Genomic DNA, 16,819 nt, shown 5'->3' on the forward strand with positions numbered 1-16,819 from the left:
ACTCGCTGCGCTCGCTCACTCCTCGCGCTCGCACGTGTCACTGGGCGGAGCCGCCCAGCCGGGCGTTCCGGGCGGCGGCCATCCGGCTCGGCAGACCCCACAGCTGCACGAACCCCTTGGCCAGGGACTGGTCGAAGGTGTCGCCCGTGTCGTAGGTGGCCATCCCGAAGTCGTAGAGGCTCGCCTCGGAGCGCCGACCGGTGACGGTGGCCCGGCCGCCGTGCAGGGTCATTCGCACCTCGCCGCTCACGTGCCGCTGCGCGTCGTCGATGAACGCGTCCAGCGAGTCCTTCAGCGGCGAGAACCACAGGCCGTCGTAGACCAGCTCACCCCAGCGCTGGTCGACGCCCTTCTTGAACCGGGCCAGGTCGCGCTCCACGGTGACCGCCTCCAGCTCCTGGTGGGCGGTGATCAGCGCGATCGCGCCGGGCGCCTCGTACACCTCACGGCTCTTGATGCCGACCAGCCGGTCCTCGACCATGTCCAGCCGGCCAACACCCTGCGCGCCGGCGCGCCGGTTCAGCTCCAGGATCGCCTGGTACGGGGTGACCGTCTCACCGTCGATCGCGACCGGGACGCCGCCGTCGAAGGTGATCACGACCTCGTCCGCGTCGCGCGTCTGCGCCGGGTCGGCGGTGTACGAGTAGAGGTCCTCGATCGGGCCGTTCCAGATGTCCTCCAGGAAGCCCGTCTCCACCGCGCGACCCCACAGGTTCTGGTCGATGGAGTACGGCGACTTGGCCGACACGTCGATCGGCAGCCCCTTCTCCTCGGCGAACGCGATCGCCTTGTCCCGCGTCCAGGCGAAGTCCCGGGCCGGCGCGATGATCCTCAGGTCGGGGGCGAGCGCGTTCAGGCCCACCTCGAACCGGACCTGGTCGTTGCCCTTGCCGGTGCAGCCGTGCGAGACGATCGTCCCCCCGTGCTTGCGCGCCGCGGCCACCAGGTGCTTCACGATCAACGGCCGGGACAGCGCCGAGACCAGCGGGTAGCGGTCCATGTAGAGGGCGTTGGCCCGGATGGCCGGCAGGCAGTACTCGGCGGCGAACTCGTCGCGCGCGTCGACCACCTCGGACTCGGCGGCGCCGCAGTCCAGCGCGCGCTGCCGGATGGCGTCGAGGTCCTCGCCGCCCTGCCCGACGTCGACCGCCACCGCGATCACCTCGGCGCCGGTCTGCTCGGCCAGGTAGGGAATGGCGACGGAGGTGTCGAGACCTCCGGAGTACGCCAGGACGACCCGCTCGCTCATGATGTGGTGCTCCCTTCAACGTTGTCTTCCCCGCGGGCCCAGCCGGCGAGCTTGTCGCCGAGTGCGGCCCCGCCGACGGCCTCACGGGCCACGACGAGGATGGTGTCGTCGCCGGCGATGGTGCCGACGATCTCGGGCAGGCCCGCTCGGTCCAACGCGCTGGCCAGGTATTGGGCTGCGCCCGGCGGGGTACGCAGCACGGCGATGTTGCCGCTGGAGTCGACCCCGTTGAGCAGCTCGCGCAGCAGCCGCACCAGCCGGGCGGGCGCCGCCTCGGCGTCCCGCAGCGGCCGGTGGCCGTCCTCGGGGATCAGGTAGACCGCCGGCCCGTCGCCGCCGCGCACCTTCACCGCGCCCAGCTCCTCCAGGTCCCGGGAGAGGGTGGCCTGGGTGACCCCGACACCGTCGGCGGCGAGCAGGTCGGCCAGCTCGGTCTGCGAGCGCACCGCCCGGTCGCGGATCAGCTCCACGATCCGGGCGTGCCGGGCGGCGCGGGTCAGCGGGGCGGTCACCGGACACCCCCGGTCGCGGCTCCGGCCCCGGTCGCGGCCTCGACGTCCAGCAGGAACGTCAGCAGCGCCTTCTGGACGTGCAGCCGGTTCTCCGCCTGGTCGAAGACCGCGCTCTGCGGGCCGTCGAGCACCTCGTCGGTGATCTCCTCGCCGCGGTGGGCGGGCAGGCAGTGCAGCACGATCGCGTCCGGCGCGGCCTGACCGAGCAGCTCCTTGTTGACCTGGTACGGCAGGAACGGGGTGATCCGGTCCAGCCCGTCGTCCTCCTGCCCCATCGAGGTCCAGGTGTCGGTGGCCAGCACGTCGGCGTCGCGTACCGCCTGGCCCGGATCGGTCAGCACCCGCACCGACCCGCCGGTGCCGGCGGCGATCTCCGCCGCCCGGCGCACCACGGTCGGGTCCGGCGCGAAGCCGTCCGGCCCGGCGATCCGCACGTGCATCCCGGCCGTCGCCCCGGCCAGCAGGTACGACTGCGCCATGTTGTTCGCGCCGTCCCCCACGTAGGTGAGGGTGCGGCCGGCCGTGCCGCCGCACCGCTCGCGGACGGTGAGCAGGTCGGCCAGCAGCTGGCAGGGGTGGAAGCCGTCGGTGAGCGCGTTGATCACCGGCACTGTGGCGCCCGCCGCCACGTCGGCGATCCGGTCGTCGCCGTGGGTGCGCAGCACGATCGCCGCGACGTAGCGGGACAGCACCCGGCCGGCGTCGGCCAGCGACTCGCCCCGGCCGAAGTGGGTGACCTGGGTGTCCACGACGAGGGGGTGCCCGCCCAGCTCGGCGATCCCGGCGTCGAAGGAGATCCGGGTGCGCAGGCTCTGCTTGTCGAAGAGCACCGCCACCGAGCGTGGCCCGGACAGCGGCCGGTGGCCGAAGCGGTCCGACTTCATCCGCGCCGCGAGGTCGAGCACCGCGGACTGCTCGGCGGGTGCGAGGTCGTCGTCGCGCAGCAGGTGGCGGGTCATGCCGTCGTCTCCAGGGTGGGGTTGGCCGCCAGCGCGCCCGTCCCGGCCGCGGCGGGCGCCGCCGTGTCCAGGGCGGCAGGCAGCGCGGCGAGGAAGGAGTCCGCCTGGGCGACGGTGAGGATCAGCGGCGGGGCCAGCCGGACCACGCCCGGCTGCACCGGGTTGACCAGGAAGCCGGCCTCGCGCAGCGCCTCGGCGAGCACCGGCGCCACCGGAGCGGTGAGCGCCACACCGAGCAGCAGCCCCGCGCCGCGCACCCCGGCGACCAGCGGGTGACCCAGCGCCTCGATCCCGTGGCGCAGGCGCTCCCCGACCCGCTTCACGTGGTCGAGCAGCCCCTCGTTCGCGATGGTCGCCACCACGGCGAGCGCGGCGGCGCAGCTGACCGGGTTGCCACCGAAGGTGGTGCCGTGCGAACCGGGACCGAGCAGGTCGGCGGTCGGCCCGAAGGCCAGGCAGGCGCCGATGGGCAGACCGCCGCCCAGCCCCTTGGCCAGGGTGACCACGTCCGGCTCCACGCCCTCGGCCTGGTGGGCGAACCAGTGTCCGGTGCGACCGATGCCGGTCTGCACCTCGTCGAGCACCAGCAGCGCGCCGTGCCGGGCGGTGATCCGCCGCGCCGCGGCGAGGTAGCCGGCCGGCGGGACGACCACGCCGTTCTCGCCCTGGATCGGCTCCAGGATCACCATGGCGGTGGCGTCGGTGACCGCCGCCTCGAGCGCGGCGACGTCGCCGTAGTCGACGTGGGTCACCTCGCCGGGCAGCGGTCGGAACGGGTCGGCCTTCGCCGGTTGGCCGGTCAGGGCGAGGGCGCCCATGGTACGGCCGTGGAACCCGCCCCGGGTGGCGACCACGTGGCTGCGGCCGGTCCGCCGGGACAGCTTGAAAGCCGCCTCGTTGGCCTCCGCGCCGGAGTTGGCGAAGAAGGCCCGGCCGGGCCGACCGGCGAGCGCCAGCAGCAGCTCCGCCAGCGCGACCGGCGGCTCCGCCACGTAGAGGTTGGAGACGTGCCCCAGCGTGGCGACCTGCCGGGAGACGGCGGCCACCACCGCCGGGTGGGCGTGGCCGAGGGCGTTGACCGCGATCCCGCCCACCAGGTCGAGGTACTCCCGACCGGCGTCGTCGACGACGACCGCGCCGGCGCCGGAGACCAGCGCCATCGGCGGGGTGCCGTAGTTGTCCATCATGGACTGCGACCAGCGCTGTACGAGCGTGCTCATGACGGAATCACCATCGTTCCGAACCCTTCCGACGTGAAGACCTCGAGCAACGTGGAGTGCGCCACCCGACCGTCGACGACGTGCGCGGCGGGCACTCCCCCACGCACCGCCCGCAGGCAGGCCTCCATCTTCGGCACCATCCCCGACTCGAGGCTGGGCAGCAGCTTCGCCAGGTCGTCGGTGCTGATCTCGGACACCAGGCTGGTGGTGTCCGGCCAGTCGGCGTACAGGCCGGCCACGTCGGTGAGCACGACCAACTTGCGGGCCCGCAACGCGACGGCCAGCGCGGCGGCGGCCGTGTCCGCGTTGAGGTTGTGCAGCACCCCGTCGGCGTCCGGCGCGACCGTGGAGATCACCGGGATCCGGCCGGCCGCGATCAGGTCGGTCACCGCCGACACGTCGACCGACTCGACGTCGCCGACCTGGCCGACGTCGACCGGCTGTCCGTCCACGTACGCCGGGCGGCGCACCGCCGTGAACAGCCGGGCGTCCTCCCCGGACAGACCCACGGCGAACGGACCGTGCGAGTTGATCAGCCCGACCAGTTCCCGCCCGACCTGCCCGACCAGCACCATCCGGACCACGTCCATCGCCTCGGCGGTGGTCACCCGCAGGCCGCCCCGGAACTCGCTGGCGATGCCGAGCCGGCCCAGCATGGCGGAGATCTGCGGACCGCCGCCGTGCACCACCACCGGCTTGAGGCCGGCGTGGCGCAGGAAGACCATGTCGGCCGCGAACGCCCGCTGCAGCTCCGGGTCGACCATGGCGTTGCCGCCGTACTTCACCACGACGGTGGAGCCGGAGAAGCGCGCCAGCCACGGCAGCGCCTCGATCAGCGTCTCCGCCTTGACCTGGGCGCGGGTGAGGTCGGTGCTGAGGCTCATGGCCGTGCCAGCTTTCCGTTCGCGACCGCGGGACTCCGCTTCGCCGCGTTCCTCGCGCTCACGACGAGTACGCCGAGTTCTCGTGCACGTACGCGTGGGACAGGTCGTTGGTCCAGATCGTCGCGGCCGACGTGCCGGCGTGCAGGTCGATCCGGATGGTCACGTCCCGCCCGGTCAGGTCGACCTTCGAGCGGTCCTCGGCGGCGGCGCCGCCCCGGCACACCCACACCCCGTTGACGGCCACGTCCACCCCGTCCGGCTGGAACGCGGCGGCGGTGGTGCCGACCGCCGCGAGGATCCGGCCCCAGTTCGGGTCGTTGCCGAACAGCGCGGTCTTGACCAGGTTGTTGCGGGCCACCGTGCGGCCCACCTCGACCGCGTCGTCCTCGTCGGCGGCGCCGACCACGTCGATGGCGATCTGCTTGGTGGCGCCCTCGGCGTCGGCCACCAACTGCTGGGCCAGGTCGTGGCAGGCCGCGGTGACGGCGGCGACCAGCTCGGCCGGCGTCGGCTCGATGCCGCTCGCGCCGCTGGACAGCAGCAGCACGGTGTCGTTGGTCGACATGCAGCCGTCGGAGTCGACCCGGTCGAAGGTGACCCGGGTGGCGGCGCGCAGCGCGTCGTCCAGGGTCGCCGGCCCGGCCACCGCGTCGGTGGTCAGCACGCACAGCATGGTGGCCATGCCCGGCGCGAGCATCCCGGCGCCCTTGGCCATCCCGCCGACCGTCCACCCGCTGCCGCGGGCCACCGTGGTCTTCGGGCGGGTGTCCGTGGTCATGATGGCCTCGGCGGCGGCCGGGCCGCCGTCGCGCGACAGGCCCCGGATCGCCGAGCGGACGCCGGGCAGCAGCTTCGGCATCGGCAGCCGCTCGCCGATCAGCCCGGTGGAGCAGACCGCCACCTCGCCAGCGCCGAGTATCAGCCGGGGGCTGACCGAGGTCAGCGCGGCGGCGGTGTGCTCGGCGGTGGCATGCGTGTCCTGGAAGCCGGCGGGGCCGGTGCAGGCGTTGGCGCCACCGGAGTTGAGCACCACCGCGCGCACCACGCCGCCCTGCACGACCTGCTGCGTCCACAGCACTGGCGCGGCCTTGACCCGGTTGGAGGTGAAGACACCGGCGACGCCGGCGTCCGGGCCGTCGTTGACCACCAGCGCGACGTCGGCGCCGCTGGCCTTCAGGCCGGCGGCCACCCCGGCCGCCCGGAACCCCCGTGGGGTGGTGACGCTCACCGTGCCCGCCTTTCGTTCGCGACCGAGGGGCTCCGCTGCGCCGCACTTCTCGCGCTCACGGGCTGACCCCCCAGACGGAGAGGCCGGTCGTCTCCGGCAGGCCGAGCATCAGGTTGGCGTTCTGCACGGCCTGGCCGGCGGCGCCCTTGCCCAGGTTGTCCAGCGCGCTGAGCACGACCAGGCGGCCGGAGTCGACGTCGACGGTGGCCTGGAGGTGGCAGGAGTTCGAGCCGAGCGTGGCGGCGGTGTGCGGCCACCTGCCCTCCGGCAGCACGTGCACGAACGGCGCGTCCGCGTACGCCTGCGCCAGCACGTGCTGCGGGTCGACGCCGCGCGTGGGAAGGGCGGTGACCGTGGCCAGGATGCCGCGCGGCATCGGCGCCAGGACCGGCGTGAGCGACAGGCCGGTCGCCCCGGACGCCTGCTTGATCTCCGGCACGTGCTGGTGGGTGCCGACCCGGTACGGCGACAGGTCCCCCATCACCTCGCTGGCCAGCAGGTGCGGCTTGGCCGCCCGCCCGGCGCCCGAGGTGCCGGAGGCGGCGACCACCACCACGTCGGCGGGGTTGGCGGCGCCGGCCGCGATCAGCGGCGCGAGCGCCAGGGTGATCGCGGCGGCGTAGCAGCCGGTGTTCGCCACGCGGGTGGAGCCGGCGATCAGCTCGCGCTGGCCAGGCAGCTCGGGCAGACCGTAGGTCCACTGGCCGGCGTGCGGGCCGCCGTAGTACTGCGCCCAGTCGTACGGGTCGGCGAGTCGGTGGTCGGCTCCCAGGTCGACGATCCGCACGTGGGGCGGGATCTGGGCGGCCAGCACCGCCGACTGGCCGTGCGGCAGCGCCAGGAAGACCAGGTCGGCGTCGCTGAAGGTCGTCGGGTCGGTCTCGCCGAGCACCAGGTCGAGCCCGGTGAGCTGCGGGTGCACCACGTCGACGCGGTGCCCGGCCTGGCTGTGCGCGGTGGCGGCCACCAGGTCGAACTCCGGGTGCCCGGCGACCAGGCGCAGCAGCTCGCCCCCGGCGTAACCGCTCGCTCCGGCGATCGCGACTCGGATTCCCATACTCACCTCCGCATGACTATGCAACGAGGCTAGCAGTCATGATCGTGGCCTTGCAAGTTCATACGGTCCACTGCATGGGAATGATGCGAGTGGCGCCGGACACACGTCCGGCCCGGGTCGCGGGGCGACACGGGCCGGACGCCGGGGACGAAGGGGACGCGACGGGTCAGAGACGACCCTCCTCGACGGCCCGGGTCACCCACGGGACGACCTCGTCGAGCATCACGTCCAGCGACGTCGTCGCGGTGAACCCGAGCACCTCACGGGCCTTGGTGACGTCCGGCACCCGCTTCTGCACGTCGTAGCGGAACGGCTCGTCGGAGACGTACCGGAACGGCACGTCCGGGCCCTTGATCTTGTGCCAGATCAGCTCGGCCAACGCCAGCACGCTGGTCGACTCCGCGGTCGAGAGGTTGAAGTCCTCGTTCCGGGCGGCCGGGTGCTCGACGGCGGTGGCGATCCCCCGCGCCAGGTCGCCGCCGTACGTGTAGTGCCGCACCTGGTTGCCCTCGCCCAGGATGCGCAGCGGGTCCTGCCCCTTGACGATCTTCTGCACCAGGTCCGGCACGACGTGCGACATGGCCAGCTTCACGTTGCCCGAGAGCACCTCGGCCTGGCCGAGCGCCCGCCCCTCGCCCACGCCCACGCAGTTGAACGGCCGGACGATGGTGTACGGCAACCGGTACTGCTCCCAGGCGGCCCGCGCGTAGTACTCCACGGCCAGCTTCTGGAACCCGTACGACGAGAGCGGCGGCGGAACGCGTCGCTCGTCGCCCTCCCGGCTCGGCCAGTGCTCGGTCGACTCGAAGACCATCGAGGAGGAGAGGTACGTGACCTTGGACAGGCTCCCCTCCCGGTGCGCCCGGATCGCCGCGTCGCACGTCGCCGCCATGATGCGCTCGTTGGTGGCGAGCAGGTCGTAGGCGTACGCGTGGAAGTAGGAGATGCCCCCGATCATCGCCGCGCCGGCCACCAGGTGGTCGCAGCCGTCCAGCAGACCGGTGAGCAGGTCGACGTCGCGGGCGTCCCCCTCGACGAACCGGTAGCGCGGATGGTCGTCGTAGCTGTGGGTGACCGGGCCGTACTTGGAGAAGTTGTCCACCCCGACCACCTCGTGGCCCCGGTCCAACAGCTCCTCGACGAGGTAGCCGCCGATGAATCCGGCCGAACCAGTTACCAGGACCTTCGCCACATGCGCTCCTAAGCGGTCTTCTCGTACTCGGTGCTGTTGTCCTGCGGGTCGCGCGGGGCCGGCAGGACCGCCCGCGCCGTGCCCGCCGCGAGCTTCGCCCGGCTCAGCCGCCGACCGTAGGCGAAGAAGTACCAGCGCAGGTAGCCGGGAAGGAACCGGCCCAGGTCGAAGTGCGACTCGCCCAGCGGCCGGTCCAGCCAGATGGTCGGGATCTCGGCCACCGGCAGCCGCAGCCGGGTGGCCTTGGCGGTCAGCTCCAGGCCGATCTCGAACCCGGTCCGGGACTCGATGCCCACCTCCCGGACGAACGCCGTGTCGTACGCCTTGAAGCTGTTGGTGGCGTCCCGGGTGCCGACCCGGGCCAAGGTGTAGAGGCTGCGCCCCGCCCACCGCGACATCATCCGCTTCAGCCGCGGCCCGCCCACCTGCTGCCCGCCCGGCATGTACCGGGAGGCGGCGGCCACCACGACGCCCCGGTCCACCAGGCGGGCCAGCTCGTCGATCTGGCGCGGGTCGTCGCAGCCGTCGGCCATGGTGACCACCACGACGGGGGCCTGTGCCGCGTCGACGCCGAACCGGATCGCGTTCGCCGGTCCACGGCCGTACGTGTTGAGCACGGACCGCACCCGGGGATCGGTCCGGGCGATCCGCTGGGCGTACGGGACGGTGGTGTCCTCCGGCATGTCGTGCACGATGAGCACCTCGGCCGGCAGCAGCATCTCCCGCAGCATCCGCTCCAGGCAGCGGACGATCGCCTCGCCCTCGTTGTAGACCGGGACGATGACCGACACGCGTGGCGTCACACCCGCACCCCCTGCCCGGTCAGCCCCCACATGTCGATCAGTGGGGTGTCGGTCTCCAGCCGGGCGTACTGCTCGTGCGGTGCGGCGATGACCAGCAGGTCGGCCCGGCGCAGCACCTCGGGCAGGTCGACGAAGCGCTCGTCGGCCACGTACGGGTCGGTGCAGAGCGTCTCCCGGGTCTTCAGCGCCAGGATCTTGCGCAGCTTGTACGCCAGGCTCTCCCGCGGGTCGTCGCTGCCGCCCTTGAACGCCATGCCGAGGATGCCGACGGTCATCTCGGACAGGTCGAACCGGTCCTCCAGACGGGACACCAGGTACAGCGGCAGCCCCTCGTTGATCAGCATGGCCGAGTGCCCGAGCACGAAGTTGTTCCGGTTGAACGCGGCCAGTTGCATGGTGTCCTTGAACAGGCACGGCCCAGCGGCGAAACCGGGCATCGGCAGGTCCGCCGCGCGCGGGTAGTCGTACGCGACCGCGTGCCGGATCCGGGCGAAGTCGAGCCCGAAGTCGTTGGCCATCATCCAGAACTGGTTGGCGGTGGCGAACTTGATGTAGCGCCAGGTGTTGGTGAACAGCTTCGCCAGCTCCGCCTCCTCCGGCTCCAGCGGGACGATCTGCTCGGTCAGGTGCCGGAAGAGCTTCTCCGCCCGGGCCAGGGCCGCCGGCGTCCGGGCCGCCACGATCTGCGGCAGCGCGAACAGCTCGGTCATCGCCCTGCCCTCGGCGATCCGCTCCGGACAGAACGCCACGTCGGCGCGGATGCCCTTGCCGGCCAGCAGTTTCTCGGTCAGCGCCGTCACCCCCGGGTAGACGGTGCTGCGCAGCACCACGAGCTGCCCGTCGCGCAGGTGCTCGGCGCACCGCTCCAGGGCCCGGGGCACCGCGCCGAGATCCGGGTTGAGGTGCTCGTCCACCGGCGTGCCGACGACCACCACCAGGTGCTCGGAGCTGCCCACACTGGCCGGGTCGGTGGTCGCCCGCAGCCGACCGGCGGCCACCGCCTCCGCGAGCGGTTCCGCCGCTCCAGGCTCGGCGAACGGGAGCTGGGCCGCGTTCACCGTGGCCACGGCGTCGGCGTTGATGTCGTACAGCACGACGGAGAGGCCACGGGCGGCGAAGGCGATGCCCAGCGGCAGGCCCACCCGACCGCAGCCGCCGATGATGCACACGTCGGCCGTCGTGACCTGCGTGGCCTGATCCTCGGACATGGATCAACTCCCATGGGGTGGCGGGGGTGTCCTCCGGTGGTCGCCGGAATCCAAGCAGGCTAACCGCTCGGAGGTGACTCGCGGGTAGCCGAACATTCCGTGGCCGATGCCCTTTCGGCCGATGGGACACACCGCGAACCTGTCCGGTCACTCAGCGCGACAACCCGTCCTCATGGGGAACCGACGTGCGGCGGGCCCGGAGCAGGCCGGCGGTGGCCACCGCGAGCGCGGTGGCCACCCCCGAGCCGTCCCAGGACCGGCGTCGTCAGGCGCCGCGCAGGGTGGCGCCGAAACGCTCCGCGGCCACGGCGACCGCCGCGTCACGGGCGGCCACCGCCTCCTCGACGGTCAGCGTCCGGTCCGGCGCCCGGAAGGTGAGCTTGTACGCCAGCGACCGGCGGCCCGCCCCGAGCTGCTCACCGGAGTAGACGTCGAACAGCCGCACATCCTCCAGCAGCTCGCCGGCGCCCGCCTCCAACGCGCGGCGCACCTGCTCCGCCGGCACCGACTCGTCCACCAGGAGCGCCACGTCGATCAGCGCCGGCGGGAAGCCGGAGACCGTCGGGGCGGGCGTCACCGGGGCCGGCGGCAGCACGTCCAGGTCCAGCTCCATCGCGCAGGTACGGCGCGGCAGCTCCAGCGCCGCCACCACCGCCGGGTGCAGCTCACCGGCGTGCCCGACGACCGTGCCGTCGACCCGCAGCTCGGCGCAGCGGCCGGGGTGCCACGGGGCGTACCCGGCGGCGCGCACCTCGACCCGCTCACCGGGGATGCCGACGGCGTCCAGCACGTCGCGGGCCGCCTCGATCGCGTCCGCCCAGCCGGCCGGCCGGCCCGCGCCCCACCAGCCCGCCGGGTCGAGGTCACCGGTCAGCACCGCGGCGACGTGCACGGGCTGCGCCGGCACCACCGCGTCGGCGGCCGCGAACTCCTCGTCGGTGGGGCGACGGTCCACGCCCATCGCCGGCGGGCTGCCGGCGCCGAGGCGGGGATGGAACACCGCGCCGATCTCGTACAGCGCGAGATCACGGTGCCCCCGGCCGAGGTTGCGCTTGAGGATGCCGAGCAGCGGGCCGAGCAGCGTGGTGCGCAGCAGCGGCTCCTCCTCGGACAGGGGGTTGGCCAGCCGCACCGCCGGCCGGCGCGGGTCGTCGGCCGGCAGGCCCAGCAGGTCGGCCAGCTCCGGCGACACGAACGGGTGCGCGAGCACCTCCACGTACCCCCGCTCGGCCAGCGACCCGGCGACCGCCCGGCGCCGACGCTGCCGCGGGGTCAACCCGCGGCCGGGCGGCGCGGTCGGCAGCACCGACGGCACGCGGTCGTACCCGTCGAGGCGGACCACCTCCTCCACCAGGTCGGCCGGGTCGGTCAGGTCGGGCCGCCAGGTCGGCGGGGTGACGCTGAGCGCGACCCCCGCGCCGCTGGCCACACCGACCGCGCCCGGGTCCTCGGCCAACCGGTCCGCGCCCTGCGCCACCGTGCAGCCGACCCGCTCCAGCAGGGCGACCACCCGCGGCGGCGGGTACTCCACGCCGACCCGCCGGGTGGGCAGGTCCGCCGGCAGGCTGATCGGGGTACGCGGCCGGACGTGGTCGATGTCCAGGATCTCCGCGCCCGCCGTGCCACCGCCGTGCTCGGTGAGCAGCCGCACGGCACGCTCCAGCGCGACCAGCGGCAGGGCCGGGTCGACGCCCCGTTCCCAGCGCTTCGCGGCCTCGCTGAACAGCTTGTGCCGCCGGGCCGTGCGCCCGACCATCGCCGGGTCCCAGTGCGCCGCCTCGAAGAGCACGGTGGTGGTGCCGTCGACGACCTCGCTGGTCTCGCCGCCCATCACCGCGGCGAGCGAGATCGGGCCGCTGTCGTCGCAGATGACCATGTCGTCCCCGGCGAGCACCCGCTGGACGCCGTCCAGGGTGGTCAGCTTCTCCCCCGGCTCGGCGCGGCGGACCACCAGCGGCCCGACGATCCGGTCGGCGTCGAACGCGTGCATCGGCTGGCCCAGCTCCAGCATCACGTAGTTGGTGATGTCGACCGGCAGCGAGATGCTGCGGATGCCGGCGGTGACGAGCCGCTGTTGCATCCACGACGGCGTGGGCGCGGTGGGGTCGACGCCGCGGACCAGGCGGGCGGCGAACCGGTCGCAGCCGACCGGGTCGCGCACGTCCACCGGGTACGCCGGCGTCTGGGTGCCGGTCGGCGCGGGCGCCAGGGCCGGGTCGCGCAGCGGCAGGTCGAAGGCGTGCGACAGCTCCCGCGCCAGGCCGCGCAGGCTCAGCGCGTACCCCCGGTCCGGGGTGATCTCCAGCTCGAGCACCACGTCGTCGAGGCCGACCACCGGCCGGGCGTCGTCGCCCGGCTTGGCCGCCACGTCCGGCGGCAGCACGATGATGCCGGAGTGGTCGTCGCCCAGACCCAGCTCCTTCGCCGAGCAGATCATGCCGTTGGAGTTGTGCCCGTACGTCTTGCGGGCGCCGATGGCGAAGCCACCGGGCAGGACGCCGCCGGGCAGGATCACCACCACCCGGTCGCCGGTGTCGAAGTTGCGCGCTCCACAGACGATCTCCTGCGGCTCGCCGGTGCCGTTGGCGTCACCCACGTCCACCCGGCAGAAGCGAATCGGCTTCTTGAAACCGGTGAGCTCCTCGATCTCGCGCACCTCGCCGACGACCAGTTGGCCGGTGACGGTCGCCCGCAGGTCCACCACGGACTCGACCTCGATGCCGAGGTCGACGAGGGCCTGCTCCAGGTCACCGGTGGGCAGGTCGGCGGGGAGGTCGACGTACTCCCGCAGCCAACTGACAGAAACTCGCATGACGTCAGACCACCGTTCCCGTGTCTCGTACCCGCATCGCCTACGCCCCGGTCCCGAGCGCGCGGCTGAACCGCACGTCGCCCTCGAAGAGATGGCGGATGTCGCTGACCCCGTGCCGGACCATGAGGGTCCGGTCGATGCCCATGCCGAAGGCGAATCCGGAGTAGACCTCCGGGTCCACGCCGCAGGCGCGCAGCACCCGCGGGTTGACCATCCCGCAGCCACCCCACTCGACCCACTGGGGGCCGTCGCGGTGCTCCGGGAACCAGACGTCGAACTCCGCCGACGGCTCGGTGAACGGGAAGTAGTGCGGCCGCCACCGGGTCTTCGCCTCCGGGCCGAACATCGCCCGGGCGAAGTGGTCCAGCGTGCCGCGCAGGTGCGCCATGGTGATGCCCTTGTCCACGACAAGACCCTCGGCCTGGTGGAACACCGGGCTGTGGGTGGCATCGATCTCGTCGGTGCGGTAGACGCGGCCGGGCACGATCACGTAGATCGGCGGCGTGCGGCTGAGCATGGTGCGGGTCTGCACGGTCGAGGTGTGCGTCCGCAGCACCAGGCCGGAACCCTCCGGTGCGATGTGGAACGTGTCCATCAACCCGCGCGCCGGATGGTCGGCGGGGATGTTCAACGCGTCGAAGTTGACCCACTCCAGGTCAACCTCGGGGCCCTCGGCCACCTCGTAGCCCATCCCCACGAAGAGGTCGCTGATCGACTCCATCAGCGTGCTCAGCGGGTGCCGGGCGCCGCGCGGACGCCGATCGAAGGGCAGGGTGACGTCCACCCGCTCCTCCACCAGCACCCGCTCGGCCTGCTCGCGCTCCACGACCTCGGCGCGGTCGGCGTAGGCGGTCTCGATCGCCCGGCGGGCCTCGTTGACCCGCTTGCCGGCATCGGACTTCGCCGCCGGTGGCAGCGCGCCGATCTCCCGGCGGGCCAGCGAGACCGGAGACCGGTCACCGAGGTGCGCGGGGCGCAGGGCGGCCAGCGCGTCCGGGTCGGTGGCCGCCGTGAACGCCTTCGTGGCGTCGGCGACAGCCTCGGCCAGGGCGGCCGGGTCGAGCAGGGCGACCTGCTTCGGGTCGTACGGATCGTTGCGGTAGGTCATGGCGTACGGGCACTCCCTCACGGCGGCGCCAGCCCTCGACGGGGCGGCTAGGCGAGTCTACGGACGCGCGGCTGCGCCGCAGCCCGCCGGTGGGAGTAGTGCAGGGAGCAGGTCAGGCCCGCCGCCCGCCGACACCGGCGGGCTGGCTAAACGAACGCCGTGGCGCGTTCATCGACGGACGCTCTCCCCTGCTGATCTGTCGCGCCGGGTGAGGCCACCATCAGCGCTGTGCTCTCGCTGAAGCGTACAGGCAGACCGCGGCGGCCGCAGCCAGGTTCAGGCTCTCCGCGCGCCCGTGCAGCGGCACCCGGACCCGGGCGTCCGCCGCGGCGGTCAACTCCCCGGGCAGCCCGTGCGCCTCCGAGCCGAACAGCCACGCGGTGGGCCCGGCGAGCCGTCCCGAGTCGGCCAGGTCGTCCAGGTCGCTGTCGCCGTGCCCGGTCGTCGCCAGCACGGTCAGCCCGGCGGCGCGCAGCGCGCCGACCACCTCGACCGGGTCGGCGGCACGCACCACGTCGACGTGGAACAGGCTGCCGGCGGAGGCCCGCACACACTTGCCGTTGTACGGGTCGACGGCGTCGCCGGCGAAGACCACCGCGCCCGCCCCGGCGGCGTCGGCGGTACGCAGCACCGTGCCGGCGTTGCCCGGATCACGGATCTCGGCGAGCACCGCCACCAGGCGGGGCGCGCCGACGAGGGCCCGCTCCAGCGACACGTCCAGGTGTCGGCAGACCGCGACCAGCCCCTGCGGGGCGACGGTTTCGGCCAGCGCGGCGAGCCCCTCGTCGGTCACCTCGGACACCGGCACGTCGGCACGGGCCGCCGCGGCGGCCAGCTCCGCGTACCGGTCGAGGGCGGTGGGCGTACCGAACAGCTCGGTGACCACCTCGGGCCGGGCCAGCGCCTCGCGGACCGCCTGAGGGCCCTCGGCCAGGAAACGGCCGGTGGCCTCGCGGTCCCGGCGGCGCTGCAGGCGGCGGGCGGCGACCACCCTGGGTGTACGGGGGGTGAAGGCCATGGTCTGCGGTCCTCCGGCACGATTGAGGCGCCCCCCGGACGGCGGTGCCGACACGGGAGACGCCTCGCTCTGGTGCGCGGGGATCAGGCGGCCTGGGCCGCCGCGCCGCCGGTGCCCTCGGCCGCGACCGCGGCCCGGGCCAGCTCGACGATCGCCGCGAAGGCGGCGGCGTCGTTGACAGCCAGGTCGGCCAGGATCTTGCGGTCGACCTCGATGCCGGCCAGACGCAGGCCCTGGATCATGCGGTTGTAGGTCATCCCGTTGGCCCGGGCGCCCGCGTTGATCCGCTGGATCCACAGCTGCCGGAAGTCGCCCTTGCGGTCACGACGGTCCCGGTAGGCGTACTGCATCGAGTGCAGCACCTGCTCCTTGGCCTTGCGGTACAGCCGGGAGCGCTGACCGCGGTAACCGCTCGCGGTCTCCAGCAGCGTACGACGCTTCTTGTGGGCGTTCACAGCCCGCTTGACGCGTGCCATCTCAACTCCTTCTTACGTAAAGGGGCGCGCGCGTCAGCGGCCGAGCAGCTTCTTGATGCGCTTGACGTCGGCCTTGGCCAGCACGACCGTGCCGGTCAGCCGGCGGGTCTGGGTGGAGGGCTTCTTCTCCAGGTTGTGGCGGAGGCCGGCCTGCTGGGCAACGATCTTGCCCCTGCCGGTCACCTTGACCCGCTTACCCATACCCGTGTGGCTCTTCATCTTCGGCATGTGGAACGTCTCTCCCCTGTTACTCGCCGCTGGTGTCGGCGGCGAGGCCGGTGTCACCGGCTGCTGCGGTCTCGCCGACCGCCGCGGTCTCATCGGCCGGAGTGGCGGACTCGTCCGCCCGGTCCCGAGGTGCACCGCGGGACGCCGTAGCGGCGACCGCGGAGGCCTTGACGGCCCGATGCGGGGCGAGAACCATGATCATGTTTCGGCCGTCCTGCTTCGGAGCGGCCTCGACGTATCCCAGTTCCGTGATCTCGGATTCGAGCCGACGCAGGAGCCGGTAACCCAGCTCCGGACGGCTCTGCTCGCGACCGCGGAACATGATCGTCACCTTGACCTTGTCGCCCGCCTTGAGGAACCGCACCACGTGACCCTTCTTGGTCTCGTAGTCGTGCGGGTCGATCTTCGGGCGGAGCTTCATTTCCTTGATGACGGTCTGCTGCTGGTTACGCCGCGCTTCGCGCGCCTTCAGTGCGCTCTCATACTTGAACTTGCCGAAGTCCATGAGCTTGCACACCGGCGGGCGCGCCATCGGCGCAACCTCGACCAGGTCCAGATCGACGTCCGCGGCCAGCTGAAGGGCGCGCTCCAGTGGGACGATGCCCACCTGCTCACCCTCGGGGCCGACCAGTCGGACCTCACGTGCCCGGATCTGCTCGTTCACGCGTGGTTCGACGCTGATGGGGCCTCCTCGAGTCGTTTCTGCTCTTTCACCGACCCCCGCGGCTCCCGGGTGGGAACCGACCTGGAAAGCAGAAGGCCCCGGCGCATGCCAGGGCCCGCTCGACCGGTCGGCACGATCACAGGATCGCGCATCCGGAGCCGGGACGTGCCCGGAACCGGGGACCGGAACCCGGCCACCGTA

At 73.0% G+C, this 16,819-nt stretch carries 16 protein-coding genes; all 16 read right to left on the bottom strand.

All coding sequences use genetic code 11. The annotated features are described in order from the left end of the window. Nucleotides 1-37: 37 nt before the first annotated feature. The 16 genes from DKT68_RS15695 to infC all read right to left on the bottom strand — a co-directional run bounded on the left by DKT68_RS15695 (nt 38) and on the right by infC (nt 16,618). Nucleotides 38-1,249, bottom strand: a complete 1,212-nt coding sequence (locus DKT68_RS15695) for an argininosuccinate synthase (RefSeq protein ID WP_109818153.1) — start codon at nt 1,247-1,249, stop codon at nt 38-40. Further along, entirely contained in the window at nt 1,246-1,761 is a 516-nt protein-coding gene (locus DKT68_RS15700) for an arginine repressor (protein WP_109818154.1), read from the bottom strand. Before DKT68_RS15700 ends, DKT68_RS15695 begins: the two co-directional genes overlap by 4 nt. Then, nucleotides 1,758-2,720, bottom strand: a complete 963-nt coding sequence (gene argF / locus DKT68_RS15705; protein WP_109818155.1) for an ornithine carbamoyltransferase — start codon at nt 2,718-2,720, stop codon at nt 1,758-1,760. The genes DKT68_RS15700 and argF overlap by 4 nt, the downstream gene beginning before the upstream one ends. After that, nucleotides 2,717-3,940, bottom strand: a complete 1,224-nt coding sequence (locus DKT68_RS15710; protein ID WP_109818156.1) for an acetylornithine transaminase — start codon at nt 3,938-3,940, stop codon at nt 2,717-2,719. Before DKT68_RS15710 ends, argF begins: the two co-directional genes overlap by 4 nt. Continuing rightward, nucleotides 3,937-4,824, bottom strand: coding sequence for an acetylglutamate kinase (gene argB / locus DKT68_RS15715; RefSeq protein ID WP_109818157.1), 888 nt, complete (start codon nt 4,822-4,824; stop codon nt 3,937-3,939). The genes DKT68_RS15710 and argB overlap by 4 nt, the downstream gene beginning before the upstream one ends. Nucleotides 4,825-4,882: 58 nt before the next feature. Beyond that, a complete protein-coding gene (gene argJ / locus DKT68_RS15720; RefSeq protein ID WP_109818158.1) occupies nt 4,883-6,052 on the bottom strand; it encodes a bifunctional glutamate N-acetyltransferase/amino-acid acetyltransferase ArgJ in 1,170 nt (389 codons plus the stop codon). Between the two features lie 55 nt (nt 6,053-6,107). Next, complete coding sequence (gene argC, locus DKT68_RS15725) at nt 6,108-7,109, bottom strand: N-acetyl-gamma-glutamyl-phosphate reductase (protein WP_109818159.1); 1,002 nt, start codon at nt 7,107-7,109, stop codon at nt 6,108-6,110. 166 nt (nt 7,110-7,275) lie between these two features. Continuing rightward, a complete protein-coding gene (locus DKT68_RS15730; RefSeq protein ID WP_109818160.1) occupies nt 7,276-8,301 on the bottom strand; it encodes an NAD-dependent epimerase/dehydratase family protein in 1,026 nt (341 codons plus the stop codon). A gap of 8 nt (nt 8,302-8,309) precedes the next feature. Further along, nucleotides 8,310-9,104: a glycosyltransferase family 2 protein gene (locus tag DKT68_RS15735; protein ID WP_109818161.1), complete on the bottom strand. Its 795-nt coding sequence runs from the start codon at nt 9,102-9,104 to the stop codon at nt 8,310-8,312. Beyond that, nucleotides 9,101-10,312 carry a nucleotide sugar dehydrogenase gene (locus DKT68_RS15740; protein ID WP_236646917.1) on the bottom strand — a complete coding sequence of 404 codons (1,212 nt, stop codon included), beginning with the start codon at nt 10,310-10,312 and terminating at the stop codon, nt 9,101-9,103. Before DKT68_RS15740 ends, DKT68_RS15735 begins: the two co-directional genes overlap by 4 nt. A gap of 265 nt (nt 10,313-10,577) precedes the next feature. Next, on the bottom strand, nt 10,578-13,124 hold the full coding sequence (gene pheT / locus DKT68_RS15745; protein ID WP_109818162.1) for a phenylalanine--tRNA ligase subunit beta: 2,547 nt from the start codon (nt 13,122-13,124) through the stop codon (nt 10,578-10,580). Between the two features lie 40 nt (nt 13,125-13,164). After that, entirely contained in the window at nt 13,165-14,232 is a 1,068-nt protein-coding gene (pheS, locus tag DKT68_RS15750; protein WP_109818163.1) for a phenylalanine--tRNA ligase subunit alpha, read from the bottom strand. Nucleotides 14,233-14,452: 220 nt separating this feature from the next. Then, entirely contained in the window at nt 14,453-15,250 is a 798-nt protein-coding gene (locus DKT68_RS15755; protein WP_109818164.1) for a TrmH family RNA methyltransferase, read from the bottom strand. A gap of 83 nt (nt 15,251-15,333) precedes the next feature. Next, a complete protein-coding gene (rplT, locus tag DKT68_RS15760; protein WP_109818165.1) occupies nt 15,334-15,726 on the bottom strand; it encodes a 50S ribosomal protein L20 in 393 nt (130 codons plus the stop codon). Between the two features lie 33 nt (nt 15,727-15,759). After that, nucleotides 15,760-15,954, bottom strand: a complete 195-nt coding sequence (gene rpmI / locus DKT68_RS15765) for a 50S ribosomal protein L35 (RefSeq protein ID WP_074318594.1) — start codon at nt 15,952-15,954, stop codon at nt 15,760-15,762. Nucleotides 15,955-15,973: 19 nt separating this feature from the next. Beyond that, on the bottom strand, nt 15,974-16,618 hold the full coding sequence (infC, locus tag DKT68_RS15770; protein WP_109818166.1) for a translation initiation factor IF-3: 645 nt from the start codon (nt 16,616-16,618) through the stop codon (nt 15,974-15,976). Between the last annotated feature and the right edge of the window lie 201 nt (nt 16,619-16,819).

The sequence above is a fragment of the Micromonospora acroterricola genome, assembly GCF_003172955.1.
Classification (GTDB): Bacteria; Actinomycetota; Actinomycetes; order Mycobacteriales; family Micromonosporaceae; genus Micromonospora; species Micromonospora acroterricola.